This is a genomic window from Leptospira barantonii (assembly GCF_002811925.1).
Classification (GTDB): domain Bacteria; phylum Spirochaetota; class Leptospiria; order Leptospirales; family Leptospiraceae; genus Leptospira; species Leptospira barantonii.
On sequence record NZ_NPDS01000006.1, the window covers coordinates 18,569 to 43,619 of the forward strand.

The following is a 25,051-nucleotide window of genomic DNA, read 5'->3' on the forward strand; positions in this document are numbered from 1 at the left end:
TTTTAAGAGGGGATGTTATACGATTCGATCCATTCCGACGCTCGGTTCGGATCGGTGAAGAAGTGTTCGTTTTCCTTTCCGAATTTTTCTTCGTATGAATCGATCTTAGTCGCGTCTTGATGAACGTGAACCGCGGCCACACATCGAATGCCTCTTAGATTTTGAAAACTCATCTGTTTGGATTCTTCGAAGAGATTCACGTAACCAACCTTCCATCCGTAATCGGAAAGGGTTTGGGGAATGATCGTCCGAAACCGTTTGTGCGCGTTTAAGTCCGCGGCTTCGAATCCGTGCAGGTTTACGAATATCTTAAACGTTCCGTTGTCTTCTATCTTCGCCAAAGAATCCATCAGGGATTTTTCCCAAGTCTCAACGTCTTCGGTTTCCACTTTGCCGCCGATTCTTGTGGAAATTAATTTTTGCTCGGGGAACCATTCGGTTTTGGTAATTTTTGCGGTTTCCATCCGTCTCCTTTTGCGCTTCTTTGCGCGTGTGAGTTTGACGGAGAACGGATGGGCGAAGGTCGTCAAAAATCCGGATCGGGAAAGAATTTGTTTCTCTCTTTTATAAGAAGAGTACGAGAGCTCCCGTGTTACGTCGTTTTCGAAAGTTAGGAAACACGTTCGTAAAGGATTCGAACTCCTCCCGCTTTTTCACCGTTCGGTCTGAGGTTTTGGGAGAATATGATCAGCTTGTCGTTCCCGTCTTTTTCCAAACTCGTTCTCCAACCCCAGCTTGTTTCCTGAGTTTCTCCTCCGTAGTGTCCCGTGACGGACCATTCCTTCGCGCCGGGAACTCCTTCGGAAAAAAGGATTCCGCTTCCCATTCCGAAACTTTCGACCCAAGCGGTTTCGTATCTTTGTTTGTCGATATGATATCCGTAGATCGCGATTCCTTCGAAGGGTTCTCCGCCGTAACTTCCCTTGTATTCGTGGAGAAGAAATCTCCCGCCTAATATGAGTTTGATGGTTCCGGCGATCGGAGATTCGTCGGTGACCTCTCCCTCTTTGAACATCATCTGGTTGACGCCTTTCCAATTGCCCGTATAGGATTCGAATTCTTTGTGGACGCCTTCTCGTTTCGAGGTTTCAAACTTTTCTTTACTCATGGCGAAAGAGTGGGACCGACTTCGGGCAATCGGTCAAGAAGAATTGAGGGGAAAATTCCCGGATATTCAGATTCGCCCGAAAGGATCTTAGAATTTATTTCGCTTCGAATTCCACCGTAACGCGGGCCTGAATTTTTCTTTCACCCACGGAGATCGGGGAAGAATCTTCGACCCTACCTTTCATCTGGTAAACGACCGTCGGGTTTACGAAAGAATCGGATTCGATGATCTTTACCGCGCCGACTTCTTTTTTACCGAGAGAATTGGCGAGAATCAAAGCCTTCTCCCTTGCGTCCTGATAAGCGGCGACTAATGCTTCCTTTTCCTGTTTGGTTGTGGAATCGGATTTGAATTCGATTCCGCTCACGCTGTTGACTCCCAACTTTTGAATTTCCAAAAGCAGATCCTTATAGACTTTGAGGTTTCGTAGCTTCAAAAGAATTCCGGAGGAAGCGAGATAAGGTCTTTGTTTTCCTTCTTCCAAGTATTGTCTTTGTAACGTGTAATCGGTGGTATAAATATCCTTGGACGCGATCTTAAATTCTTTGGAAAGCGCCTGGATTACGTTAGCCGCTCTTTGAAGGTTTTTTTCCTGTGCGATTTTTGCTTCCTTGTCTTCGACTTCGACTGCGAAGGTCATTTGAACGTAATCCGTTTCCACGACTGCGATTCCGGTTCCGGAGACGGTTATGATTTGTTTTGATTCTGAATGAATTCCCAATACTGGAAATAAAAGAAGTAGGGTTGCTATTTTTGTTCGGATCATGGAAGGAAGGTTTTCTACGGTCCGTCGGATTGAAAACAAAAAAAGGCGGAAGAGGAAAACCTCGACCGCCTTTTGCGATTTGTAAAAGAATCGGAAGAATGAATTACATCATTCCGCCCATTCCTCCCATACCGCCGCCCATTCCCGCCATCGGGTTTGGAGCGTCTTTTTCAGGTTTATCGGTGATCGTAACTTCAGTAGTCAGGATCATGGAACCGATAGAAGCCGCGTTTTGGAGAGCGGAACGAACCACTTTCGCAGGGTCAACGACTCCGGCTACGAGAAGGTCTTCCCAAACCATAGTCAGTGCGTTGAAACCTTCGTTTCCTTTTTTAGCCTTCGCGTGTTCTACGATTACGGATCCTTCCAGACCTGCGTTGTTCGTGATCATACGAATCGGTTCTTCCAAAGAACGGAAGATGATTTTTGCACCGGTTGCTTCGTCGCCTTCGAGCTTGAGAGCCGAAACAGCTTCTTGCGCTTTGAGAAGAGTCAAACCACCGCCTGGAACGATTCCTTCTTCAACCGCCGCGCGAGTCGCAGAAAGAGCGTCTTCAACACGCGCTTTTTTCTCTTTCATTTCCACTTCGGTAGCCGCACCGACGTGAATCACCGCAACACCGCCCGCAAGTTTCGCGAGTCTTTCTTGAAGTTTTTCTCTGTCGTATTCGGAAGTAGTGTCTTCGATTTGTTTTTTGATCTGGCCGATTCTTCCTTGGATGTCCTTGGTCTGGCCTTTTCCTTCGATGATCGTAGTGTTTTCTTTGTCTACGGTCACTTTGTTAGCGCGTCCTAACATTTGAAGAGTTGCGTTTTCCAGTTTCATGCCGAGGTCTTCGGAGATCACTTGTCCGCCGGTAAGAATCGCGATGTCTTCGAGCATAGATTTTCTTCTATCGCCGAAACCGGGAGCCTTAACTGCAACACAAGAGATGGTTTTTCTAAGAGTGTTTACTACGATCGTAGCCAACGCTTCGCCTTCCACTTCTTCGGAGATGATCACGAGAGGTTTACCCGCTTGCGCCACTTTTTCAAGAACGTGGATCAGATCTTTCATAGAAGCGATCTTTTTGTCGTAGATGAGGATGAAAGGATCGTTCAGAGTAGCGGTCATTGCTTCCGGATCGGTCACCATATAAGGAGAAATGTATCCTCTGTCGAACTGCATCCCTTCCACAACGTCTAACGTTGTTTCGATGGACTTCGCTTCTTCAACGGTGATCACGCCGTCTTTTCCGACCTTGTCCATCGCGTCCGCGATAAGATTTCCGATCGTAGTATCGTTGTTAGCGGAGATCGTCGCAACGTTTGCGATGTCTTTTTTGTTTTCGATCTTAACCGCTCTTTTTTGAATGCTTTCCACTGCCGCGGCAACCGCTTTGTCGATTCCTCTTTTGAGGGACATAGGGTTTGCGCCCGCGGTTACGTTTTTCAAACCTTCGTTGATGATGGATTGAGCGAGAATCGTAGCGGTGGTAGTTCCGTCACCGGCGACATCGTTTGTCTTAGTGGAAACTTCTTTCACCATTTGAGCGCCCATGTTTTCCAATGGATCGTCCAGTTCGATTTCTTTCGCAACGGTAACGCCGTCTTTTGTGATGGTAGGCGCGCCGAATTTTTTATCGATCACTACGTTACGCCCTTTTGGCCCGAGGGTAACTTTCACCGCGTTTGCGAGTTTGTTAACGCCTTCGAGGAGCTTACGTCTTGCTGTTTCGTTGTATTCTATATCTTTAGCCATGATTCACTCCTAAATTATTTTTTAACAACGGCGAGAATATCGCTCTCACGGATGATGAGGTATTCTTTGCCTTCGGATTTAATTTCAGTTCCGGAATATTTTCCGTAAAGGACGGTATCGCCTACTTTAACTTCGAGAGGAACGAGTTTCCCGTCTTCATATTTGCCGCTTCCGACTTCGACGACTTTTCCTTCTTGAGGTTTTTCTTTTGCCGTATCAGGAACGAAAATGCTACCGATCTTTTCCTCGGCTTCCTGTCTTGGTTCTACGAGGACTCTGTCACCCAGAGGTTTAATCGATGCCATAGACTAACTCCTTGCAATAATGTGATTTAGCACTTTGTGAAGAAGAGTGCTTGTATAGTTTTTCATTAAAAAAATTCACACCAAAACGGTCAAGCACTTTGGACGGGAGAGTGCTAAAATACAATCCGAAGAAAGAATGGAAAACGGAACATTTTTCAAAACAGATCGATTCCGAGTGCGTCTAAGGAAAATTCGTCCCCAAGGAAATCATGTTTTCGAAAGAAAATCTCGTTCGAGTCAAAGATCTAAATCAGAAGCCGATTCTCGAGGAAAAACCGTATATTCTCTATTGGATGTCCATGGCGAGAAGGTTTGCCTGGAATCATTCCTTGGATTATGCGATTCATCTTTCTAAAAAATACAAGAAAGAACTTCTGATCTACGAACCCGTAAAGATGGATTATCCGTGGAGTTCTCCCAGACTTCACAAGTTTATCTTGGAAGGAATGTGTTCCAATGCGAAAGACGCAAAAAAACTCGGACTTCATTATCGAGCCTTTGTGGAAACGATCGAAAATCCGATTTCGGAGGTTTTGGGAAAAATCGCTTCGAATGCGGCGCTGATCGTTACCGATGATTATCCCGCGTATATCATTCCCGCGATGCTCGAACACGTATCCGAAAAAGTAGAATGTAAACTTCTCGCGGTAGATTCCAATTCCATCATACCTCTTTCCCTTTACGGAGAATTTGCGTCCGCCGCGAGAATCTTAAGACCGAGAGTTCATAAACTTTTTCCGGAAGCATGGAAGTTCAGGTCCTCCTCAAAACCCGAAAAGCCGTATCGTGAAAAGGGAAGTTCTTGGCTTCTGGAGAATCCGAATTCTCCCCTGAATCAAATTTCCTGGTTCGACGGAAATCCGGAATCGATCGAGGATATATGCAAAAAATTTAATTTTATTTTTTCGAATATTCTTCCCGTCGAGGGAAAAATCGGAGGAAGAGCGGAAGGTCTGAAACTTCTCGGAAATTTTTTGAAACGAGGAATCGAAGGTTATGCGGAACTGAGAAGCCAACCGAAATCTCCGAAGGATTCGTATTCTTCTCTTTTGTCTCCGTATCTTCACTTCGGTCATATTTCACAGGAAGAAGTTGTCAGTGCGGTTTTGAATTGGGACTTGGACGAACCCTGGGATCCCGGCGTGATCGTGCCCGAAAACAAAAACAGAAAGGAAGGTTATTTCCATCCGAACGATAACGTGAATTCTTTTTTGGACGAACTCGTTACTTGGAGGGACGTGGGTTTTCTGATGTTTTGGAAGAAACCTTCGTTTAACAAGGATTTGAGAATCCTTCCCGATTGGATTCAAAAGAATTTGGATTTTCACAGACGCGATTCGCGCCCTTTTCTTTATACGAAAAATCAACTGGAGAATGCGGTGACACATGACGCGGTTTGGAATGCGGCGCAGAAGGAACTCGTTTTGACTGGCACTATGCACAATTATTTGAGAATGCTCTGGGGAAAAAAGGTGATCGAGTGGACCGCCGATTACGAAACGGCGTTTGAAATTCTCGAGGATTTCAACAACAAATACGCGTATGACGGAAGGGATCCGAATTCTTATACGGGAATTCTTTGGTGTTTCGGTTTGTTTGATCGGCCTTGGTTTCCGGAACGGGATGTGTTCGGAAATATCCGTTATATGTCATCGGATTCCACGAAGAAAAAATTCAAACTGCAGTCCTACTTTGATTACATCAGATCCTTGGAAGAACCCACTCTTTGATCGGATTCTAAAATAAATACGGAAGAATCATATTATAGTTTGATTGATTGTCTGACTATACAAGTTCTCGATGAGGAACTATAATTCTATTAGAACGAGCGAAGGAAGTTTTTTAAATCCGATGCCGTTTTAAGGAAAGTTTCATGTCCCAGTTTACGGCCGAAGAATTGAAAAATCGATTTCGACTTCCTGACGAAGCGATCGAAGATCTTCTTACGGAAAAATTCTTTGATACAAAAGTCGCCGGTCGTTTGCGTTTGGGAGGAGAAAGTCTTTGTGCGGTTCAACTTACCTATTTGAACGAAACTAAAAATCCGGAAAAGTTACGTAAGGAACCGAAACATAAACACAACGGAAGGTATATTTGTGAAGCTCTGAGTTTGGCCGATTGTGATTACAATGACGAAGGAATTTTCGACGGCCAAATTTTTGTATGGATTCCTTCCCTGCAAACGTTTGCGAGTTGGGACGACGAACACGAACAATCCTATCTGTTTCCCGATACGGGTTGGAAAGATATTTCCAAAGATCCCGTTCGATATTTGTGTTCTCAGTGGGAACCGATTGAGGAAGGAAAAGACATTTGGGATTTATATGAGTTGTGGAATGAGTTTCCTTACGTTGTCTACGCGAGCGAATTTTTTCAAGAGAGACTTTCATCCGTAAAGAAAAGTTTTGAATCCGAGGATCATCGGGAAACTGCCAGGTTGTGCGAAAAGATTTTGCTCGAAGCGGAACAACCCTTGCTTGACGTCTATTCCGTGATCTGCGGAAAGATCGAGTGTTTGTCCTATAAAAGTGTGAACGGATTTTTGTTAAACGAAGTCGAATCCTCGATCACCGATTTTGAGGTTATGATTTCGGTTGCCAAACAAGCCGACCTGAAGGCGAAAGTCTCCTCGAACCATCCCAATTGGTATCTGGAACACGCGAGACAAAGTTTTTCTGTCCTATCCTCTTCTTTGAAAGATGGAAACTTCGAGTTGTTGAAAGTTTTGATTCTCGGGTTGATCCAAAGAAACAACGAAGAAGCTCTAAACTGGATCGAAACTTTTTGCGATTCTTATCCTTCTAAGTTGAAAGATCTTTCTAAGATTTTAAATTCTTCCTCCGAACTTGGGAACGGGCAGATTCGATCCATGATCGCTTTGATCGAAGAAAGAAACGATGCTCTGAACGGGTTTCAAAATACGATCGAACGTATGAAGTCTGCGATCGCATCCGATGACTTTCATCGGTTTCATCTCGAGTTTCATAAGATCGACCAAGGCGGATACGCTTTGGATATTTATAAAAGTAATATTTTCGCCGTTATGAACGACGCTCTTCTTTCCTTGCTTAAAAAAAGAGAAATCGAATCGGGTCGGGCTTTGATTCAGGTTTATTCGAATCGTTTGGATCTGCTAAAACCTTCCTGGGGATATTTGGATCGAAAGGCGTACGAGGAATTGTTTGCGAACGCACTCTGTCTGATTCATTCGAACGATGAGATCAATCGTAAATTTCTAAATCTTCTCGAGAAAAAATTTCTGCCCATCGTTCGAGAGAACGGCGCGGTTCGGATCGTAGCGGAAAGGCTGGCGCGAAATCTTGCGTGTATCTACACGACGATGGGGAACTTCGAGTCCGCTTATTTTTTTCTTAAACTCGCTATGGAAAGGGGAGCCAAAAAAGAGGATATCTTAAACGAAACGGACTTTGATCCGCTTCGAAGAGAGGAACGATTTTCGACCTTATTCAAAAAGTATTACCAAGAGCATTCAAATCGAAGTTAGGCGTCTTGTTCAAATGACTTGATTTTTAAAACAGGAATCGGTAAAATCGGAGAAAAGAGGATGAACGATTATGACAACCGATGCGGCTCCAAAAACATATACAACTTTTAAGGAATTCTGGCCCTTTTACTTGGGAGAACATTCTCATCCGGTGAACCGCGGGCTTCACTTCGTGGGTACTTCGATTGCGATCGGTTGGATTTTGACCGCAATCATCAATCTCAATCCGTATTACATTTTAGCGGCCTTGTTTTCCGGCTATTTCTTCGCTTGGATCGGGCATTTCTTCGTGGAGAAAAATCGTCCCGCAACTTTCACTTACCCTTTTAAATCCTTTATGGGCGATTGGTTGATGTATTTTTATATTCTCACCGGACAAATCGGTAAGGAACTCGACAAGATCGGTAAGAAATAATCCTAAAAAGACAATCCGGATTTCGATTGGATTCTATTTCGTTGAAGAATCTTTTAAGCGATAGAATATTCAAAGTTTATAAAATTCTGATATTCAGATTGTCTTTGCGAACCTGAATTCCCCGGTGAGCCGTTTCCAATTGTGAAGCCAACCCATCCGATATTCGATTATCTAAAATTCTCCACAACTTCCTTATGCGTCGCTTGCATTCTGCGAATCTTTTCGAAATCATCTCCTGAATTTCAAGATCCGATGTTTTTAAACGTTTCCCTTTTTTTACTCTATTTCGGAACGTTCTTTTTGATCGGCTTGCTACCTACGACGATCTTATTGATTCTTATCCGTCTTTTTTTCCGGGAATCTAAATATTATCCGTGGATCGGATTTGCAACATTTGTGGCCGTTCATTCTCTCGTTATCGAAGGTATGACCGTGCTTGCGGCGAGCTTCGACTGAATGATGATTGAAGAGAAACTTCTATTCTCATTTCCGTTTTTAGCGATGCTCGTTTTTTGTATCGTGATCTTAGTTCGTGTTTCCGTAAAAATAAAATGGATCCTTGCGGTTGTGACCGTTCTTTTATCCGTTGTTTGGTTTTGGTATCGTCCTCAATATCTTCTTTCCCGATGGAGAATGGATTCTTTCGATGATTCGTCTCGGTCCATAGTGGCGTTCGGTTTAGGCGCTCATGCTTACGGATACGAGGAATCTTTGAGTGAGATCGTGTTTTATCGACCAATTTTGCGCGAAGTTCTTTTGAAAGATCCGAATCCAAAAGTAAGAATTCGGGCGGCGCTTTTTCTCGGTTATTCCAAAAACGAATCGGATCGGGAAACGTTGATGTACGCCTTGGACGATTCGCAGTTTGGAGTTCGACTTGCCGCTTCCTTGGCTTTGCTACCGAAAGAATTCATGTGGTCTTCGGAAAATTTTTTGGCTTACGGGAAATTTTGTCTTTTGATGAAACAGGACGAGAATTGTGATCCTGATGAAAAAACAATTTTGGCATTTGTAGATTTAATGCGAAGTCGAATGCTCGGAGTTAAAACTCGCTAGCCCGCCTCTAAGGAAAGGTGGACCAGGATTTTGTCGCAGTTCCTACGATTTTATACTGATAGACAAAGGCGGCCCCCGCCCGAATTTGGGTGGCGGTGGTGGGCCTTGTGGGAAATTTCGGATAACTTCCCTTTATCAGAAAATTCTAATATTCTCAATCAAAAAACCAAGATTTTGTCGGAACATTTCCGTTTTTTGGGTTCAAACTTACGTTTTAGAAATGTTACGTATTCGAGTAGAATTTCAAATTTCTAAAACAAAATCATGAGCGTTTCTATTTTTCTATTTTGTAAAAAGAATCCCCGCGTTGAACCCAAAGACATCGAGGAATTTTTGGAAGAGGGATCCTATTGGGAACCCGATCCGAAATACAAACGGAATCCGTCCTCGTCGGGTTCCTTTGATCTGGAAATCCATTATAAACCGAAAAAGAAACCGTTTATCGTTTCGTTTTATCCGGACAAACACGAGATTTTTACGGAAACAAAACGGGAAATTTTAGAGGTCCTAGACGGGGAACCCGTAAGCGCACCCGTAAAGAAAGTTTTGGATCAAGTTCTTAAATCCGTTCAGATGTTCGTTGTGGAAGTCGATCCCGTCAGTATAAAAGAGGAGGATTGGCGGGTCGTCGATTCTTTGGAAGCGCATCTCGCAAAAAAATCCGACGCTTTGATATATTCTTCGGGAGAATTTTTCGAAGTTAAGAATCTGATTCGGAAAGTTTATTCCCTTCAAAACGGTTCGTATTGAGGGAGATGTGCGTTGCTCTCTGTGGATCGCATTTCTTTGCTTCGCAAAGGCTGTCGCTTCGCTTTAGCTTAATTTGCTTCCTATGGGGTGCAAATTAACCCCACATCACTTCATAAACTTGTAATGGTTCTTCTTTGCCTTTGACCTTGACACGAGGCATTCGATTGAGGGTATACTTACCGCCGAGTAGTTCCATCGTTTCTTTCGAAATCAAAAAGGATTTTTTCAAAACCTTACAGAGCGATTCGATGCGGGACGCGGTGTTGACCGCGTCACCGATGACGGAATATTCTCTGTGAAGATCGCTTCCGATGTTTCCGGCAAAAACTTCTCCTGTATGAATTCCGATTCCGATCGCGATCGGAGTTTTACCCTCGGATTTGCGTAAGAGATTCCATTCCGCAAGACGTTTTTGCATGATGACTCCGCAACCGACCGCGTTACGCGCATCGACTTCTGCGGAAGGGGAAGGATGTGGAGTACCGAAAGTCGCCATCACCGCGTCTCCGATATATTTGTCCAAGGTTCCGTTGTTTTCAAAAACACATTCCATCATAATTTTACGAAATTCTGATAGAAGCTCTCCGAGTTCCTTAGGGTCCATGTTCTCGGACATGGCTGTAAAGTTTCTGATATCCAAAAAAAGAATGCTGACGATCTGACGATTCCCACTCTGAAGTGTTCCGGGGTTTTCCATCATCTCGTTTACGATCTTCGGAGAAAAGTAACGGGACAGTTCGGTCTTTTGACCTTCCGCGATTCCGATTCTTCGTACCATGGAAACCGTTCGAAAGATACCCATCGAAATCATAATCGCAAAACAAAAATACAAACCGGGTTTGCCCGCGATCGCGTCTTCGATCAACACGGCCGGACCGCTGACGTATTCTCCCCAGTCCTTCGTATAAGTGATTTGATTTGTGGAAACCGCGATCCAAAGAATCGTAAAGTAGATCGTATAAAAAAGAAACAAACCGATAAAAACAAAACGAATTCTAAACTGAAGCAGAGAATAGATGATCGGAAAAAGAAAGAATAGATTGATCGAATTCTTAAGCGCAAAACCCAGATCCACATTCTTAACCGTAAACGTATAAAAAAGAAGAACTCCGAGGATGAGAATGTATTCGGCGAACAAGGTAACGTAATTGAAAACGCTGACGATAGAGGGAGGGCAGACTCGGATCACGATCGTATGAGAAAAAGTTAAAATGATATAAACGCCGAACGCGATCAGATTGAATTCGCTGTCGCCGCTACGAACGTTTACGATGATCTGAACCAAAAAAAACAAAGCGATCAGATATCGAAAATAATTGGTGATGATGATTCCGTTTCTTTCCTCGGCTTTGAGAACCTCCAAAACGGAGTCGGGCATGGATTTTCTATCCAACGTTTGAAGCGCTTTTTTGATCGATCGGAAAAGATTCACAGGGTTAGGATAGAAATTTACGGATCTCAGATCAATTCTTTCCGAGAAGTCGGGGTCGTTTTGAAAAAAATTCTTTCATAAATAAGGGATGCGGACATTCTTTTCGCAAATCTCGGGGAGAATGATTCGTTATGGCTGAAAAAGTTGCCTTAGTCGCGGGAGCGACTGGGCTCATCGGGAAATATCTTTTGGAAGAATTAAAGTCTTCCGGCAATTATAGTAAAGTGTATGCATTGGTTCGAAAGCCGGGGAGCGTTCAAGGTGCGGACGAAATCGTCTCCGATTATGACACGTTATCCGCTTCTTCCATTCCGAAAGGAATTACGGACGTCTTCTGCAGTTTGGGAACCACGATCTCCAAGGCGGGTAGTCAGGAGAATTTCAAAAAAGTGGATTACGAATATGTGTTGAAGATCGCGAAGTTGACCAAAGAAAAAGGCGCGCGATCCTTTCTTGTCGTCACGGCACTCGGCGCCGACGTGAAGTCGTTCGTGTTTTACAATCGGGTCAAGGGTGAAGTCGAAAGAGACTTGGAAGGAATCGGTTTTCCTTTTCTCGGAATTTTTAGACCTTCTCTTCTCGAAGGGGAAAGAGAAGAGGCCCGAACCGGTGAAGCGGTTGGTCAATTTTTTGCAAAAATCATAAATCCGTTTTTACTCGGTGGAACGAGAAAATACAGATCGATCCACGGAAGAACGGTTGCGAAAGCTATGATTTCCATCGCACAAAAAGAACCGGCCGGAGTTCGTATTTTAGAATCAGACCGGATCGAATCCGTTGGCGGAAATTGATTTTTCTTTCTTTAAGGATTCGGTAAGATCGGATAACCCTTTCGAATCCGGATCCGCGCTTTTCGCAAAGGAAAGAATTTTCTCGGACTTGGAAATGTTTCCTACCTTCAGATACAGTTCCGCGAGTTGAACGAGGTTGGACGGATGTCCCGGGTTTCGAAGACGAATTCTTTCCGCCATGTCGATCGCCTTGCCGAGTTCTTGATTCTTCTTAAAACAATACGATGCGAGATAAATCATATCGGTGTCACCCGGATAATCCTCTATGTATTCGTTTAAAATGGAAGCCGCGTTTTTATAATCCTTATTTCTAAAATGAAGTCGGATTAAATCCCTTCGTATTTCAGCCGAGTCCGGATGTATTTTTAAAGCGTCTTCCAAAGAGGAAATCGCGGAATCGAAATTCTTTTCCTTAACGAACGTCTTTGCCTTTCTCAAAAGATCCAGAGATTCTTTTCGGATCGCCCTGGATACGGAGGTTTCGTTTTCTTTATAAGAAAGTCGTAATAAAGAAAAATCGTCCGTGAGTTTTCCCTTGGTGAGAATGGATTCATAGATACTTTCCAGTTTTCCTTTTCCATTCTCCACATGTTTTAAAAATAAGGATTCGTCCTCGTTTATGACTCGATGACCGTTCTCCGAATCGATTTCTATATCGTCTCTTCCGTCCGAACCTAAGATGAGAACGTCGCCCGTCTTCAACTGAAACGTGCGGATCTGAAACGCCTCGTCGGAAAATGGGGTTCCTAATTTGCGGAACAGTCCCGATTTCTCGATGAACTCCGCGTTTCCGTCCCTGTAAAGAACGGACCAAGGATGTTCGGCGTTTATGTAATATACGAGTCCGGTTTTGTCGTCGATCAATCCCATCACAAGGGAAACGAGCATGGAACAATCGAAACCTTCGAAAAGTCTATGCAATTCTAAGAATGCGTTTTTGAGCCAACGTTCCGCGTAGAGTTGTTTTACGGATTCGACCACGACCGTTCTTTCCAAGATCGATTGAACCGCCGCGCCCAAAACGAGAGCTCCTCCCGCTCCTTGTAACGATTTTCCCATCGCGTCCGCGTTTAAAAAAACCGTATAATCACGGTTTCGTAAAGAAACGCTTTTCGCGATACAAATATCGCCGCCGATATCGTTTTCCTTTCCGTGAAAGACGAATGTTTTCTTTTGCTTCATTAGAAAATCTACATGTACTTTATCGCCGTTGGATTTGTTCAGGCTTAAGGGTTGGATCAAAAGAGAAGTGAGAAAGTAATCCCCGTCCTGTTGCGATTTGAGTTTTTCCACAACGTCCAGCGAGTTTCTAAGTTCGGAAGTTTTTTCGTCCACGAGTTGTTGCAGATTGTCGCGGATCTTTCCGACCTCGGACGCCGCCTTTTCGAAATTCTCCGCAAAACGAATGAACTCCCTATCGATGGAAAGAAGGGGAAGGGAACCAGTTCCGCCTAACGCGAGATTTTTTGCGGAAAGGTTGATCTGATCCAAGGTGAGATTGATCGATTGAAAATACAAAAACGTCAAAAGGGAACTTTCCAAAAACGTCATAAAGATAAAAACGCCGATCGTGATCGGAGTGGAATTCCCGAAGGAGATAAAAACGGAAAGAATCGTGAGAGAAAGAAGAATCAGGGTTAAAAGAAAAACGAACTTTCCTTTTAAGCTAAGAATTCCGTGTTCCTTATTGATTCGTACGTTTTTTTTGGCGAGAATGATCTTGATCTCAACGCGTTTCGGTCCCGTGAAATAATCGGTTATGATATATGAAAAACCGCAATATACAAAAACCGCAACGCTCCAACCCAGAAATATATAGATCAATTCCCAAGCGGGTTTTTTGCTCAGGAAGTGCGTAATCAAAACGCTTAGAAAAACGAAACTCGCATAACCCAAAGACGCGAGCATATTGTGTTTGGGGAGTTGGATCAAAAAACGTAAAAGTGATTCGAGTTCCAGCGTGTTCTTGTGACGTAAGGTTACGTTCGGGTGGATGAACGTATTGATTTTTTGAATCGATCGTTCGATTCCGGGAGAAGAAATTTTTGCCAAAAGTCCGTATTGAATGCTGTGTCCGATCGAAGCGGTGAATGTAGTAACGATAAAAACGAAAAAGACTTCTTTATGATTCTCCGCCGTAAAATCCGGAATCACGGAAGAACCGAAAATATACGCGTAAAACGCACCGAAATACGCTCCGGTTAATGCGAACACCGCGACGGCAAACGTATAAGATACTTTTTTATAAATCAGTTCAAAAAGAAAGTCGAACGTTTTGTAAACCATTGTTCATTTTATCCGAATCGAAATGGGTTTGTAGCAACGATCCAACACGGATGCGATTTGTTTCCAACTTCTTTTTAAAAGAAATTGAGCTTAGGAAATAAAAAAATGAGACGATCGAACGGAGTGAATCCTTCGAAAGCAAGGTTTTGATTTTTGGGAATTTACGAAAAAAGAAGCTGAAACGGGAAACGCGCACGGCCCGAAAGAGTTCTCCGAATCCGAAAAGGATCGAATTCGGAGAACTTTTATCGAACGTTTATAGGATCTTACGCGAAAGTCAATTGAGACTGGCGGTTCTCGATCGTAACGATATTGGAAAGAAGAATCGCCTTGGACTCCAAGTTGTATTCTTTTGCAAGAATGTCTCTCTTATCCTTTTTCTCTCCTTTTTGACGGGAAGCTCCTCTTTCCATAAGAAGGCCGATCAAAATTCTCGCCGTGGATTGAACTACTTCGAAAGCTACCTCGTCTCTCAAAGAAGAATTTTCGATCGCGGAGTAGGCTTCTACGATCTTTTCCAGAGCGTCCTTGTTTTCGTTTAACAACGAGGAACCCCCGCCGATTTTGGAAAATTCTTCCTCGAAGTATTGACGCAAATGTCCTTTTGCGGACATTCCGGAAACGATTCCTCCGATCGCGGCTACAACCTGAAGTTGTGTGGTTCCTTCGTAGATGTTCGTGATTCTTACGTCTCTGTAGATCCTGGAGATGTCGTAGTCGTATGTGAATCCGGCTCCTCCGTGGATCTGAAGACCGTCGTATGCGATCTTATTTGCAAGTTCCGTAATATAATACTTTGATAATGGAGTAAACAGGTTGGCCAGTTTTTCCCATTTTTTGATCGTTTCGTCCTTACGGATTTCTTTTTCGTCGACTCCGTGTTCTTTCAAACGTTCCGATTTCCAATGGTAAAGATCGATGGAACGAGAAGCTTCCATAAGAATCGCTCTCATCCCGGCGATTTCGCGATCCATCGAAGAAAGCATCTTTCTGACTGCGGGAATGTTCTGAATCGTTTTACCGAACTGTTCTCTTTCGGAAGCGTATTTTTTCGCCTCCATATAAGCCGCGGTTGCGATTCCCATCGCTTGTGCCGCGATCGAAAGTCTTGCGCCGTTCATCATCGCCATGGAATAACGAACCAAACCGTAACCTTCTTCTCCGATCAGAACCCCGGGGCTGTTTTCGTAAACGACCTCGCAGGTGGGAGAACAATGAAGCCCCATTTTCTTTTCGATTCCGGCGATAAACACGTCCGAACTTTTTACCAAGAAAAAGGAAAGGCCTCTCGCTCCGCTTGTAGGAGTTCCGGTTCTTGCGAGTGTTAAGATGACCGCGGGAATTTCCCCGAAACCGCAACCGTGCGTGATGAATCGTTTAGCGCCCGTTAGACGCCAAACTCCGTTCGCGTCCTTGATCGCTTTGGTTTGAAGATTCGGAAGATCCGATCCGTAGTTCGGTTCCGTAAGCGCCATCGCGCCGAAAATTTCTCCGTTTGCCATTTTAGGAACGTATTCTTCGATCATTTCCTTGGAACCGAATCGTTCGATCGTTTCGGCGAGATTCAAACAACCCAATGTGATCGCAAAGGAACCGTCGGCTCTGGAGAATAATTCCATCATCATCGTTTGAACCGTCGCAGGGATTCCAAGTCCTCCGTGTTTTCTGCCGATGCTGTAAGGAAGAATTCCCGCGTCTTTCACCTGATTGACCGCTTTCACCATGGACTCGGGAAAAGTGACTTTCCCGGAAGAATATTTCAGACCTTCCACGTCCATGTCCTTTGCGAGAGGGGCGATCTGTTTTCCGGCGATATCACCTCCGGACTCCAATATAGATTTATAATATTCTAATGCGTCTTCGTAGGAACCGGGCGCCATTGCCAGGGAATCCTTACCGTTTTTTTGATATTCCTTATGATCTTCGAAATCCCCTTCGAAACCGTCTATGATCTCTTTCCAGTCTACGATGGACTGAAAGTTTTCCTGCAAGTCTTGATTTTCTAAAAAGTAATTATTCTCGATCATTTCAATTCCTTTGTGAACTTTTGTTCAGGTTGTTTTAGTTTCTTAACCACAGAGAACGCGCGTAGAATCCGTGAAAACCGAAATTCTTCGTATCGAACAGCGTTTAGACGAACGGTTCCGATTTCCGAGATCTTCCATTCTCAGGAGAATGGAAATAGAAAACCCTCGTCGTGTTCGTTGTTTGGAAACTAGGTTTCGATTTTATCCTATAAAATAGGGACTTTGCAAGTAGAATCAACCGGATTTAGAAGGGGAAAAATTCTTCGGAAGGAAATGGAAATAAAAAAGCCACCTTTCGGTGGCTTTTCACCTTAATGAACTGTTTAAGCTCTAAGTAGATTACTTAGTTGCGTCAGCTGCGGCTTTTTTCAAAGACTCTTCAGCTGCTACTGCTTGTTTTTGCAGTTCTTCAGGATTTGAGTGAATCAGTGGGCTCACACCTGGAATACCTGGTGGGAAGAGCAGACCAACTGATGCAACGAAAGATCCTTTCACTTCACCTGGTTTGTAGGTAGTGAAAGCGATTCTGTAAAGACCTCTTACTAAAAGTTTTTTAGTATCGATACTTTTCAGTTCGTCAAAAGATTTTGGAGGATTAGGGATGGTAATTCTTGTAAGAGAGTTATATTTTGCATGTCTCTCTTCTTTGTAAGTATCATCTCCGTCATCATCGTCGTCAAGCTTCTGAAGTGCTTTTCCTTTCGCAGCTTTTGCGATTTGGTCAGGCATAATCGCAGACATTCTTTCAACACGAATCCAGGTATCAAACCAACTTGGCATTGATTTTTCTTCTGGAGTTGCCGCTTTGAAAGCGTCACTTACTAAATCTCCGTCGCCTGGCTCACCGATTTCGCCTGTTGGGGAAATCATACGAACTCCCATTTCAGCGATCACAGCTGGTACCCAAACGTAGAGGTAGTATGCTTTTTTGCTTCCATCGACTAAACCGTCCGGCGCTTGTCCTGGCTTGATGTATCCATAGTAATGGATTACAGTCCCGTAGGGAAGAAGTGTTTTCACAGTTTCATTTGTCCCTGGGATTGTACTCTCGCTCAGTACAAAAGAGCTTTTTAGGCTTGGAAGTCCACCGAAAGCACCACAAGCGGTAATGCTTGCAAAGAGTGCAACGGAGACAGCCAAAATCGAAAGTTTTTTCATAGACTCTCCTTAGTTAGGAAAATCACGGTATGGATTCACGAACTTTTTGTAAATCAATATTGAATAATTTTTTGCCTGAAAGTGGGCGTTTTGAGTTCTATTTGATAAATAGGGAGTGAGATTGAGCATGAATTTTCGTCGTTTGTTCCCAAGCCCGAATGGCTCTTCATTTTGGCCTGAGAATTTTTTCAAAGAAGAATCGATCCGATTCTTACCAGGAAACTTATTTTTTCTGAAAAAACCGCTTCAACCAATCGAGCAGATCTAAAATCCAAGCAAAGATTCTCCCAAAGATGGTTGTGTATGAATATCGTTTCAAGAGCTCTTGGACTCGATCCTGTTCCTCGGAAGTAAATTCTAAACGAATATTGTTTTCCTCGGCTTCCATCTGAACTCTTTCTTTTTTATTCCGAATATCCACGATCCGAACATCCACGTATTCCCAACCGAGAATCTTTACACTTTCGAGTCTTCTTTCTCCGGAGATCAAGGTGTTGTCTAGATCGATCAAGATAGGATGCAAAAGCCCCAGTTTCTGTATGGATTCTTTGAGAGGGCGGAGATCCCCGAGATCTTTGCGGATGCGATTCTTAACTTTGATGTCCGAAACTCGAATTTTCATTGTTTATCAAAAATATTCGGCGGGTCTCTGCTTCAATTCAATTCTGATCTAAATCGTTCAATTTGTTCTAGAACCCGCAGGGAACATAGTTTGGATCTTCTTGACACTGAAGGAATCCGCAGGTTTTTGGGATCAGAGCGGGTTTCCTTTGGACCTTCCCGTCAATTTTCACCCATCAGGAAGAACAGATGTCTTTAAAAGATTTTATTTTTACTTCGGAATCGGTCGGCGAAGGCCACCCGGATAAGGTCTGTGACCAAATTTCCGACGCAATTCTAGATGCTTATCTGGAGCAGGATCCAAAATCTCGAGTTGCTTGTGAAACCTTAGTGACTACGAATTTGGTCGTGATCGCAGGTGAAATTACAAGTAAGGGGAAGGTAGACGCTCAGGAAATCGCAAGAAACGTAATCCGAGATATCGGTTATAACGATATTACGATGGGATTCGACGCGGACTTCGCGGTTGTTTCCGCTCACGTTCACGCTCAAAGCCCGGACATCTCTCAAGGGGTGACCGAGGGAGAGGGTCTTTTTAAAGAACAAGGAGCCGGGGATCAAGGTTTGATGTTCGGTTTTGCGATCAACGAAACTCCGGAACTCATGCCGATGCCGATCTACTATTCTCACGAATTGGTAAAACATTTAGCGGGACTCAGACACGGAAATAAACTGAAATTCTTAAGACCGGATGCAAAATCCCAAGTAACCGTCGAATACAAGGACGGAAAACCGGTTCGTATCGACACCGTGGTGATTTCCACACAACATTCTCCCGATGTAACTCATAAACAAATCGAAGAATCCTTGATCGAAGAATGTATCAAGAAGGTGATTCCTGCGAATCTTCTCGTAAATACGAAATATTTCATCAACCCTACCGGTCAGTTCATCGTCGGTGGTCCGCACGGAGATGCGGGTCTTACCGGAAGAAAGATCATCGTAGACACTTACGGTGGATACGGAAGACACGGAGGAGGAGCATTCTCCGGTAAGGATCCTTCCAAAGTGGACCGTTCTGCGGCGTATATGGGACGTTATATCGCGAAGAACGTTGTAGCTTCCGGTCTTGCGGACAAATGTGAGGTTCAACTTGCATACGCGATCGGCGTTGCGGAACCTGTTTCCGTTCACGTAGACACTTTCGGAACCGGAAAAATTTCCGAAGACGAATTGGTAAAAAGAATCCGCGCGAACTTCAAACTGACTCCTCGCGGAATCATCGAATCTCTCAAACTTCTCGAAAAAGGAAGAAAGTATAGAGAAACCGCTTCTTACGGTCACTTCGGAAGAAAAGGTTCCACTTTCACCTGGGAAGAAACTGACAAAGCCGCGGCGTTAAAGGGATAAGATAAGAATGGGAGCTCCAAGCACATCAACTGCAACCGAAAAGGCGACTCGTGACGGATACGGGGACGCACTGCATGAACTGGGAGCTTCCCGTCCGGACGTAGTGGTTTTGGACGCGGATCTTTCCGGTTCCACAAAAACCAATAAGTTTGCGAAAGCATTTCCGGAACGTTTTTTCAACGTAGGCGTCGCCGAACAGAACTTAGTCGGTCACGCGGCCGGTTTGGCTCTTTCCGGTTTGGTTCCGTTCGCTTCTTCCTTTGCGATGTTTCTTTCGGGAAGAGCTTGGGAAGTGGTTCGTAACAGCGTCGTTTATCCGTTTTTAAACGTAAAACTTGTGGCGTCACACGGCGGAGTTACCGTCGGCGAGGACGGAGCTTCTCACCAATGTATCGAAGACTTTGCGATCATGAGGGCTATCCCTGAGATGACCGTGATCTGTCCTTCGGATTACAACGAATGCAAACAGATCATTCACGCGATCGCGGATTACAAAGGTCCGGTTTACGTGCGTGTGGGTCGTCCGAACGTTCCCGTAATCGAAAGAGAAAACTACAAGTTTACGATCGGTAAAGCGGAAGTGATGCGAGAAGGTAAGGACGTTCTTGTGATTGCGAACGGAGTTCTCGTAAACGAAGCGATGAAAGCGGTCGAGGAATTATCCAAAGAAGGAATCAACGCCACCCTTTTGAACATGGCGACGATCAAACCGATCGACAAGGATGCGATTCTCAAATACGCGAAAGAATGTAAGGCCGTTGTTACTTGTGAGGAACACAACGTGATCGGCGGTCTCGGTTCTGCTGTCAGCGAGTTTCTTTCGGAAGAATATCCGGTTCACGTTCTGAAAGTGGGAATGAAGGATCAGTTCGGAAAATCCGGAACTTGGAAAGAACTTTTGGATTATTTCGGTCTTCGTTCTAAGAATATAGTGGAAACCGCAAAGAAGGCGATCGCCCTCAAAAAATAAAATTCTTGAAAACGGATCTAAAATTTCGCATAATCTTTTCTCTTTTATGAGAAAAGGTTTTCGCGAAAGATCCGCTTGGAAAGAAATTCCCGATTCAAATTTCCTGGTAAGACAAGATGGCGAGCACACAAACTCCTGACTTAAACGAGATTACCGAGGAATCCACAAAATCAACCGGAGGACCCTGGAGAGTGGTTCTTTGGGACGATAACGAACACACTTACGAATACGTAATCGAAATGTTGATGGAAATCTGCACGATGTCCGTGGAGAAAGCGTTCTTACACGCGGTGCAAGTAGATCAGGAAAAAAAGACGGTCGTCTTTTCGGGAGAATTCGAACACGCGGAACACGTTCAGGAAAGAATTCTTACCTATGGAGCCGATCCGAGAATGTCCAACTCGAAAGGTTCCATGAGCGCCACTCTAGAAAAATGAGACTCGTCGTAGCTCCGACGATTTTGTAGAAGTCGCTGGCCCCACCCGCGTTTAGGGTGGAGGGGTGGGTGGCGGGAAGAATTCCGGACGAATTTCCTATATCAGAAAATTCAACTTTTGTAAAGTACAAATCGTCGTTAGCAACTTGTCGTACCTCCGACAAAAAAAACGGGACCGGTTACGGTCCCTAAATTGGGTAAAATGTTCCTTGAATGAATGCGAGAGGGAAAAAACCGCGAACCATGTTTTACCACGGTTCGCACAGTTGAGATCGATCTAAGGATAGGATCAAAATTCAATTCATCTTAACGACCAACTTGATCGCCGGTTCGACCCAGGCGTCCAACGCTTCCTCGAACGAGCAGGTTTTGGTGACTATCTTTTCGGGTTCTATCTTTTTCTCCACGATCTTGTTTAGGATCTGCGGGATATGTTCCCTCGAATCCACGCGCCCGATCTTAAGAGTTGCACCCGTGTTGTATAAATCTAAATAAGGAATTTCTAATTTATTACTCCAGAATATAGATGCGGTTCCGTAGATTCCTTCGGTGGAGAGCGACTTAAACGAAAAATCCATCCCTTCCTTCAAACCGTGGCAATCGGCGATCAAAGGAAATTTTTTGTCCCAGGCCTTGGGAAGAACCGTGTAGGGAACCGCAGTGGCTCCTAAATTCTCCGCAATCTTCAATCTTTCCGGATCGTCATCCAGATAAAGAACCTCGGATGCGCCCATTCCGACCGCGAGTGACGCGGAATACAAACCGATGCTGGAAGCCGCTCCACCCAAAATCATCGCGGGAGAATTCGGTTTTTTCTCCAGCCACTTTCCGATCAGTTTCCAAGCCTCGACGATATTGTCGCTGATCGAAGCAAGAGCGATCGCATCCAGGGAAGAAGGCATAGGGATTAACATCTGTTTCGCGAACGGAATCCAAATTTTTTCGGATAAGGCGCCGCCGAATTCTTTTGCGGAAGATCCCATTCCGTAATGACTCGCGTAAGGAATGGAAGTGCATGCCTTGGAACGACCTCCCATACAATCCGGACAAAGTCCGCAGGAAATCTGAAACGGAATGATCACCTTGGTTCCTTTCGGATATTCGTTTGCGATCTCGGGACTCGTTTCCTCGATTTCTCCCACGAATTCGTGGCCGATCGGAATTCCGGGACGAAACAAAGTGTAACCCTTTACGATCGGAAGATCCAAATCGCAACGGGAAACTGCGAGCGGTTTTACGATGGCCTGGTTTTGACCTTGGATTTTGGGTTCGGGAACTTCTTCCCATTCCAGAACGTTTCTTTTTTTGAATACGATTCGTTTCATAACTGACCTTTCTGAATATATTTAAAATTTAGAATATTCATTTTCCATGAAATACTGCGGTGCGTTTTTCCAAAAAGGATTTCAAACCTTCTTCCGCGTCCTCCGTTTCCATGAGTTCCAAAAGTTGAGGAAAAAGATTTTCGGCGGCTTTTGATTCTCCGTAGGCGACGGATTCCAAGGCGGATTTTAACGTTGCGCGTACTCCGAGCGGGGCCTGCGCCGCGATCTTTTCCGCGAGTTGGATTCCTCTGGAAATGAGATCGCTTTTTTCAACAACTTCCTGCACGAGTCCGATTCTGAGAGCTTCGTCGGCTTCGAAAGGTTCTCCAGTAAGAATGTATTTCATAGCGTTTCCCCAACCGCATTGAGAGGGCCAGCGCATGGTTCCTCCCGCGAACGGAAAAATTCCTCGCTGGACTTCCATCTGCGCGAAGACGGTGCGTTTGGCCGCGATTCGAATATCGCTCGCGAGCGCGAGTTCGATTCCGAGAGTGATGCACATTCCGTGAAGCGCGACGACCACGGGTTTGGTTCTCCTTTTTCCGAAAGTTCCCCAAGGATTGATTCCATCTTGAGGAAGAGGGAATCTTTTTTCCTTTTTTAAGAAATCGACGATGTTGTTCAATTCTAAGCCGAGGGTAAAGTGTTTGCCGTTTGCGTATACGAGACCGACTCGAACTTCCGGATCGGCTTCCATTTGGTCGTAGGCGCCGCTCAATGCGTAGAGCATTTCTACGTTGAACGCGTTTCTTTCTTCGGGGCGATTGATGATGATATGGAGAATTCGGCCTTTTTTTTCGGTGAGTATGAGTTCGGACATGGTCGATTTCCTTGATAGACTATTTGGTCTATCTTTTAAAAGATCTAGATAGACTTAATAGTCTATCATTTTTTTAGTTTTTGTTGAACTTTTTTCGGGCCTGTGGATTCTGATTCTTAGAGTGGCTCCGAATCTCGACAAACAAACCAATCCCTATGATCGCCTGATGACTTCGGCCTTGGATCTTTTTTATCGCAGGGGTTATTCGGGAACTTCCACGAATCAGTTGATCGCGGATTCGGGCACACATAAGGCCAGTTTTTATCGTTACTTTCAATCAAAGGAAGAAATCGCTTTGGAATATTTAAAACTCCAAGGGGAGAATTTTGAAAACGGTCTGCAAAGAATGATGGAACGTTCCCCTTCTTGGAAAGAATTCATTCATACATGGACGTCCGTCCTTTTAAAACAAGTGAAAAGCGGTAAGTTTATCGGTTGTCCGATCGCCCGTTTCTTAAACAGCGTCGAGGAAAAAAACGAGGACTTCGAAATCGTAGCGGATAAAATTCTGCACGGATGGATTCAAATTTTTGAATCTTATTTCGAATCTGAAAAGAAAAAAGGACATTTGGATTCTTCTTTGAACGCGCTTGCGGCTTCTCGGAAAATTCTCAAATTGTTTCAAGGGAGTTCTCAACTTTTTAGAATCACCGGTAAAACCGATTACTTTCTCGAACTCGAAGGGGAGATGATCGAAACGCTCGGTGGAAAAAGAAAATAATTTCGATTTCGTCGATTCTTTTTTTGTGATCGTTTGTCGGAACAAGTTTTGAATTTCACATTGACAAAGCGGAATTCGTACATTCAAAAAACAGAATTTTTACATTCCGCACCTCGACAAAATAAAAAACGCCTCCGTTTTACCGGAAGCGTTTCGGTTTTTTGGTCGGATCGGACGCGCTCGTATTTTTAATAAACGAACGCGCTCTTCGTTTCGAACACATGCAATTTATCGCATGTACGATCCGTGAGACCTCTTTAGGAATTAACCTTTTTTCTTAACGAGAATCTTTCTTTCGATTTCGAAAATTTTCTCCGGAAGTTTTTCCTTACCGAGTTTTTTCTTATCGTTTTCCTTTAAGAAAAGATCTTCGCCGAATTTATCAAACGCGTCGTTCGCCTTGATGTTTTTCAGACCGATGATCTGAAGATGAACCGCTCCCGCAGGAATTCCGAAATCGTTTCCGCGATCTTCCACAGAAATCACTCGAGTGATCGCAGTCACGGTGTCTCCGCTGAAAGAAGGTTGGGTGTGATATCCTTCGGTGAATCCGAGATCCCAGATCATGTTTTCGGTGATGTCTCTGGAAGCCATTCCGCATAACCACGCGAATACGAGACCGCCATAAACGACAGGTTCTCCGCCCATTGGACCGGATATACCCGCAGAATAAAGTTTGTCATAGTGAAGTGGGTGTGTGTTTCCGACTCTATATGTCCAAGGGAAATGTTCGTCTGTGATCGTTCTTCCGTTTTGGTGGATGTAAATCTGACCCGGTTTGAAATTTTCAAAATACGTATCGGACCAAGTCGCGGACTTAAACTCGGTTGGAAATTTAAGAGAAGGAAGTTCGATCACGGGCGCGTCCGTTTCGGGAAAAAATGCTTCCTTAACGACCGGCTTCGGGTTTCCTTTCGGTTTTCCGTTGGATTGATAGATCATGATCTTTCTTTCGTATTGAAGAACCAATTCTTTCTTTTGGTTTAAACAGATCGTACGAACGCTTACGATTCCCGGTTTGTCCGGACCTTTGTCGTCCACTTTGAGAATTTTTGTTTTAGCGGAAAGAGTATCTCCGGGATAAACCGGTTTTAAAAATTGAACGTTGTAATAGCCTAAGTTTGCGAGCGCCTTTTCGGAATCGTTCTGAACTCCGAGTGAAAGAGCGATGTTAAAAACTTGCAGAGAAGAAACCAGCATGTCTTGAAAGCCGTGCGCTTGCGCATAAGCGGAAGATAAGAAGAGAGGGTTCGCGTCCATAAACGTGGTTGCGAATTCCTGAGCGAATGCTCTGTCGATCGTGATCTCTCTCGGGTGTTCGAAAATTTCCCCTTCCGTGAATTCTTCCAGATATCTTCCGTAAATATTCCGTTTTACCTGATCTTTGGAAACTGCAGTGCTTGGAGCCAGCTCCGCAAAAGGTTTGTTTGGAACTTTAGTCATATAAGGCCTCTTGGTGTTTTCGGTT

Annotated in this window: 24 protein-coding genes; 11 read left to right on the forward strand and 13 right to left on the reverse strand. The window is 44.2% G+C overall.

Annotation, left to right across the window (positions count from 1 at the left end; translation table 11 throughout):
• Positions 1–2: 2 nt before the first annotated feature.
• The 5 genes from CH367_RS13555 to groES form a co-directional block, all read right to left on the reverse strand.
• Positions 3–464 carry a hypothetical protein gene (locus tag CH367_RS13555; RefSeq protein ID WP_100763052.1) on the reverse strand — a complete coding sequence of 154 codons (462 nt, stop codon included), beginning with the start codon at positions 462–464 and terminating at the stop codon, positions 3–5.
• A gap of 146 nt (positions 465–610) precedes the next feature.
• Complete coding sequence (locus tag CH367_RS13560) at positions 611–1,108, reverse strand: DUF1579 family protein (protein WP_100763053.1); 498 nt, start codon at positions 1,106–1,108, stop codon at positions 611–613.
• A gap of 94 nt (positions 1,109–1,202) precedes the next feature.
• Complete coding sequence (locus CH367_RS13565; protein ID WP_100763054.1) at positions 1,203–1,874, reverse strand: SIMPL domain-containing protein; 672 nt, start codon at positions 1,872–1,874, stop codon at positions 1,203–1,205.
• Positions 1,875–1,977: 103 nt separating this feature from the next.
• The gene (gene groL, locus CH367_RS13570) at positions 1,978–3,615 is read right to left on the reverse strand and encodes a chaperonin GroEL (protein ID WP_100763055.1); all 1,638 of its coding nucleotides are present in this window, start codon (positions 3,613–3,615) and stop codon (positions 1,978–1,980) included.
• 14 nt (positions 3,616–3,629) lie between these two features.
• On the reverse strand, positions 3,630–3,920 hold the full coding sequence (gene groES / locus CH367_RS13575) for a co-chaperone GroES (RefSeq protein WP_010574451.1): 291 nt from the start codon (positions 3,918–3,920) through the stop codon (positions 3,630–3,632).
• Between the two features lie 209 nt (positions 3,921–4,129).
• Between groES and CH367_RS13580 the strand changes: the two genes are divergently transcribed.
• The 6 genes from CH367_RS13580 (at position 4,130) to CH367_RS13605 (ending at position 9,646) form a co-directional block, all read left to right on the forward strand.
• Complete coding sequence (locus tag CH367_RS13580) at positions 4,130–5,650, forward strand: deoxyribodipyrimidine photolyase (protein ID WP_100763056.1); 1,521 nt, start codon at positions 4,130–4,132, stop codon at positions 5,648–5,650.
• Between the two features lie 143 nt (positions 5,651–5,793).
• Positions 5,794–7,425, forward strand: coding sequence for a TPR end-of-group domain-containing protein (locus CH367_RS13585; protein WP_100763057.1), 1,632 nt, complete (start codon positions 5,794–5,796; stop codon positions 7,423–7,425).
• Between the two features lie 70 nt (positions 7,426–7,495).
• Complete coding sequence (locus tag CH367_RS13590) at positions 7,496–7,840, forward strand: Mpo1-like protein (RefSeq protein ID WP_100763058.1); 345 nt, start codon at positions 7,496–7,498, stop codon at positions 7,838–7,840.
• A gap of 141 nt (positions 7,841–7,981) precedes the next feature.
• On the forward strand, positions 7,982–8,296 hold the full coding sequence (locus tag CH367_RS21015; protein ID WP_244284576.1) for a hypothetical protein: 315 nt from the start codon (positions 7,982–7,984) through the stop codon (positions 8,294–8,296).
• Positions 8,297–8,896: a HEAT repeat domain-containing protein gene (locus CH367_RS13600; protein ID WP_100763059.1), complete on the forward strand. Its 600-nt coding sequence runs from the start codon at positions 8,297–8,299 to the stop codon at positions 8,894–8,896.
• Between the two features lie 264 nt (positions 8,897–9,160).
• Positions 9,161–9,646 (forward strand): hypothetical protein, encoded by a 486-nt coding sequence (locus tag CH367_RS13605; protein ID WP_100763060.1) that lies wholly within the window; start codon positions 9,161–9,163, stop codon positions 9,644–9,646.
• A gap of 94 nt (positions 9,647–9,740) precedes the next feature.
• Here the strand turns inward: CH367_RS13605 and CH367_RS13610 are convergent, their stop codons facing one another.
• Complete coding sequence (locus tag CH367_RS13610) at positions 9,741–11,024, reverse strand: adenylate/guanylate cyclase domain-containing protein (protein ID WP_244284577.1); 1,284 nt, start codon at positions 11,022–11,024, stop codon at positions 9,741–9,743.
• Positions 11,025–11,209: 185 nt separating this feature from the next.
• On the opposite strand from CH367_RS13610, the gene CH367_RS13615 reads away from it, so the two are divergent.
• Positions 11,210–11,869, forward strand: coding sequence for an oxidoreductase (locus tag CH367_RS13615; RefSeq protein WP_100763062.1), 660 nt, complete (start codon positions 11,210–11,212; stop codon positions 11,867–11,869).
• Here the strand turns inward: CH367_RS13615 and CH367_RS13620 are convergent.
• From CH367_RS13620 to CH367_RS13640, 4 genes are all read right to left on the reverse strand, one after another.
• Positions 11,837–14,155, reverse strand: coding sequence for a SpoIIE family protein phosphatase (locus CH367_RS13620; RefSeq protein ID WP_100763063.1), 2,319 nt, complete (start codon positions 14,153–14,155; stop codon positions 11,837–11,839). The genes CH367_RS13615 and CH367_RS13620 overlap by 33 nt on opposite strands.
• Before the next feature lie 266 nt (positions 14,156–14,421).
• Complete coding sequence (locus CH367_RS13630; RefSeq protein ID WP_100763065.1) at positions 14,422–16,182, reverse strand: acyl-CoA dehydrogenase family protein; 1,761 nt, start codon at positions 16,180–16,182, stop codon at positions 14,422–14,424.
• 339 nt (positions 16,183–16,521) lie between these two features.
• Positions 16,522–17,340 (reverse strand): major surface lipoprotein LipL32, encoded by an 819-nt coding sequence (gene lipL32, locus CH367_RS13635; RefSeq protein WP_100763066.1) that lies wholly within the window; start codon positions 17,338–17,340, stop codon positions 16,522–16,524.
• 223 nt (positions 17,341–17,563) lie between these two features.
• Positions 17,564–17,962 (reverse strand): ParB N-terminal domain-containing protein, encoded by a 399-nt coding sequence (locus CH367_RS13640; RefSeq protein WP_010574461.1) that lies wholly within the window; start codon positions 17,960–17,962, stop codon positions 17,564–17,566.
• 188 nt (positions 17,963–18,150) lie between these two features.
• Between CH367_RS13640 and metK the strand changes: the two genes are divergently transcribed.
• The 3 genes from metK to CH367_RS13660 all read left to right on the forward strand — a co-directional run bounded on the left by metK (position 18,151) and on the right by CH367_RS13660 (position 20,718).
• Complete coding sequence (gene metK, locus CH367_RS13650; protein WP_100763067.1) at positions 18,151–19,311, forward strand: methionine adenosyltransferase; 1,161 nt, start codon at positions 18,151–18,153, stop codon at positions 19,309–19,311.
• Between the two features lie 7 nt (positions 19,312–19,318).
• Positions 19,319–20,281 (forward strand): transketolase family protein, encoded by a 963-nt coding sequence (locus CH367_RS13655; protein ID WP_100763068.1) that lies wholly within the window; start codon positions 19,319–19,321, stop codon positions 20,279–20,281.
• A gap of 116 nt (positions 20,282–20,397) precedes the next feature.
• Positions 20,398–20,718, forward strand: a complete 321-nt coding sequence (locus CH367_RS13660; RefSeq protein ID WP_100763069.1) for an ATP-dependent Clp protease adaptor ClpS — start codon at positions 20,398–20,400, stop codon at positions 20,716–20,718.
• A gap of 295 nt (positions 20,719–21,013) precedes the next feature.
• Here CH367_RS13660 and CH367_RS13665 read toward each other — a convergent pair whose 3' ends face one another.
• Both CH367_RS13665 and CH367_RS13670 read right to left on the reverse strand, forming a co-directional pair.
• Positions 21,014–22,042 (reverse strand): zinc-dependent alcohol dehydrogenase, encoded by a 1,029-nt coding sequence (locus CH367_RS13665; RefSeq protein WP_100763070.1) that lies wholly within the window; start codon positions 22,040–22,042, stop codon positions 21,014–21,016.
• Positions 22,043–22,079: 37 nt separating this feature from the next.
• Entirely contained in the window at positions 22,080–22,862 is a 783-nt protein-coding gene (locus CH367_RS13670; protein ID WP_100763071.1) for a crotonase/enoyl-CoA hydratase family protein, read from the reverse strand.
• A 121-nt stretch (positions 22,863–22,983) separates the two neighbouring features.
• On the opposite strand from CH367_RS13670, the gene CH367_RS13675 reads away from it, so the two are divergent.
• Complete coding sequence (locus CH367_RS13675) at positions 22,984–23,583, forward strand: TetR/AcrR family transcriptional regulator (protein ID WP_244284579.1); 600 nt, start codon at positions 22,984–22,986, stop codon at positions 23,581–23,583.
• Between the two features lie 264 nt (positions 23,584–23,847).
• On the opposite strand, the gene CH367_RS13680 is transcribed toward CH367_RS13675, so the two are convergent.
• Positions 23,848–25,026, reverse strand: coding sequence for a MaoC family dehydratase (locus tag CH367_RS13680; protein WP_100763312.1), 1,179 nt, complete (start codon positions 25,024–25,026; stop codon positions 23,848–23,850).
• Between the last annotated feature and the right edge of the window lie 25 nt (positions 25,027–25,051).

Excerpts from the sequence above, each read along its gene's own strand:
- CH367_RS13640 (WP_010574461.1), bottom strand. The coding sequence starts at position 17,962 with ATGAAAATTCGAGTTTCGGACATCAAAGTTAAGAATCGCATCCGCAAA.
- CH367_RS13620 (WP_100763063.1), bottom strand. The coding sequence starts at position 14,155 with ATGGTTTACAAAACGTTCGACTTTCTTTTTGAACTGATTTATAAAAAA.
- CH367_RS13585 (WP_100763057.1), top strand. The coding sequence starts at position 5,794 with ATGTCCCAGTTTACGGCCGAAGAATTGAAAAATCGATTTCGACTTCCT.
- CH367_RS13660 (WP_100763069.1), top strand. The coding sequence starts at position 20,398 with ATGGCGAGCACACAAACTCCTGACTTAAACGAGATTACCGAGGAATCC.
- CH367_RS13565 (WP_100763054.1), bottom strand. The coding sequence starts at position 1,874 with ATGATCCGAACAAAAATAGCAACCCTACTTCTTTTATTTCCAGTATTG.
- groL (WP_100763055.1), bottom strand. The coding sequence starts at position 3,615 with ATGGCTAAAGATATAGAATACAACGAAACAGCAAGACGTAAGCTCCTC.
- CH367_RS13680 (WP_100763312.1), bottom strand. The coding sequence starts at position 25,026 with ATGACTAAAGTTCCAAACAAACCTTTTGCGGAGCTGGCTCCAAGCACT.
- CH367_RS13555 (WP_100763052.1), bottom strand. The coding sequence starts at position 464 with ATGGAAACCGCAAAAATTACCAAAACCGAATGGTTCCCCGAGCAAAAA.
- CH367_RS13655 (WP_100763068.1), top strand. The coding sequence starts at position 19,319 with ATGGGAGCTCCAAGCACATCAACTGCAACCGAAAAGGCGACTCGTGAC.
- CH367_RS13610 (WP_244284577.1), bottom strand. The coding sequence starts at position 11,024 with ATGCCCGACTCCGTTTTGGAGGTTCTCAAAGCCGAGGAAAGAAACGGA.
- CH367_RS13670 (WP_100763071.1), bottom strand. The coding sequence starts at position 22,862 with ATGTCCGAACTCATACTCACCGAAAAAAAAGGCCGAATTCTCCATATC.
- CH367_RS13600 (WP_100763059.1), top strand. The coding sequence starts at position 8,297 with ATGATGATTGAAGAGAAACTTCTATTCTCATTTCCGTTTTTAGCGATG.
- metK (WP_100763067.1), top strand. The coding sequence starts at position 18,151 with ATGTCTTTAAAAGATTTTATTTTTACTTCGGAATCGGTCGGCGAAGGC.
- CH367_RS13630 (WP_100763065.1), bottom strand. The coding sequence starts at position 16,182 with ATGATCGAGAATAATTACTTTTTAGAAAATCAAGACTTGCAGGAAAAC.
- CH367_RS13590 (WP_100763058.1), top strand. The coding sequence starts at position 7,496 with ATGACAACCGATGCGGCTCCAAAAACATATACAACTTTTAAGGAATTC.
- lipL32 (WP_100763066.1), bottom strand. The coding sequence starts at position 17,340 with ATGAAAAAACTTTCGATTTTGGCTGTCTCCGTTGCACTCTTTGCAAGC.
- CH367_RS13560 (WP_100763053.1), bottom strand. The coding sequence starts at position 1,108 with ATGAGTAAAGAAAAGTTTGAAACCTCGAAACGAGAAGGCGTCCACAAA.
- CH367_RS13580 (WP_100763056.1), top strand. The coding sequence starts at position 4,130 with ATGTTTTCGAAAGAAAATCTCGTTCGAGTCAAAGATCTAAATCAGAAG.
- CH367_RS13605 (WP_100763060.1), top strand. The coding sequence starts at position 9,161 with ATGAGCGTTTCTATTTTTCTATTTTGTAAAAAGAATCCCCGCGTTGAA.
- groES (WP_010574451.1), bottom strand. The coding sequence starts at position 3,920 with ATGGCATCGATTAAACCTCTGGGTGACAGAGTCCTCGTAGAACCAAGA.
- CH367_RS13665 (WP_100763070.1), bottom strand. The coding sequence starts at position 22,042 with ATGAAACGAATCGTATTCAAAAAAAGAAACGTTCTGGAATGGGAAGAA.
- CH367_RS13615 (WP_100763062.1), top strand. The coding sequence starts at position 11,210 with ATGGCTGAAAAAGTTGCCTTAGTCGCGGGAGCGACTGGGCTCATCGGG.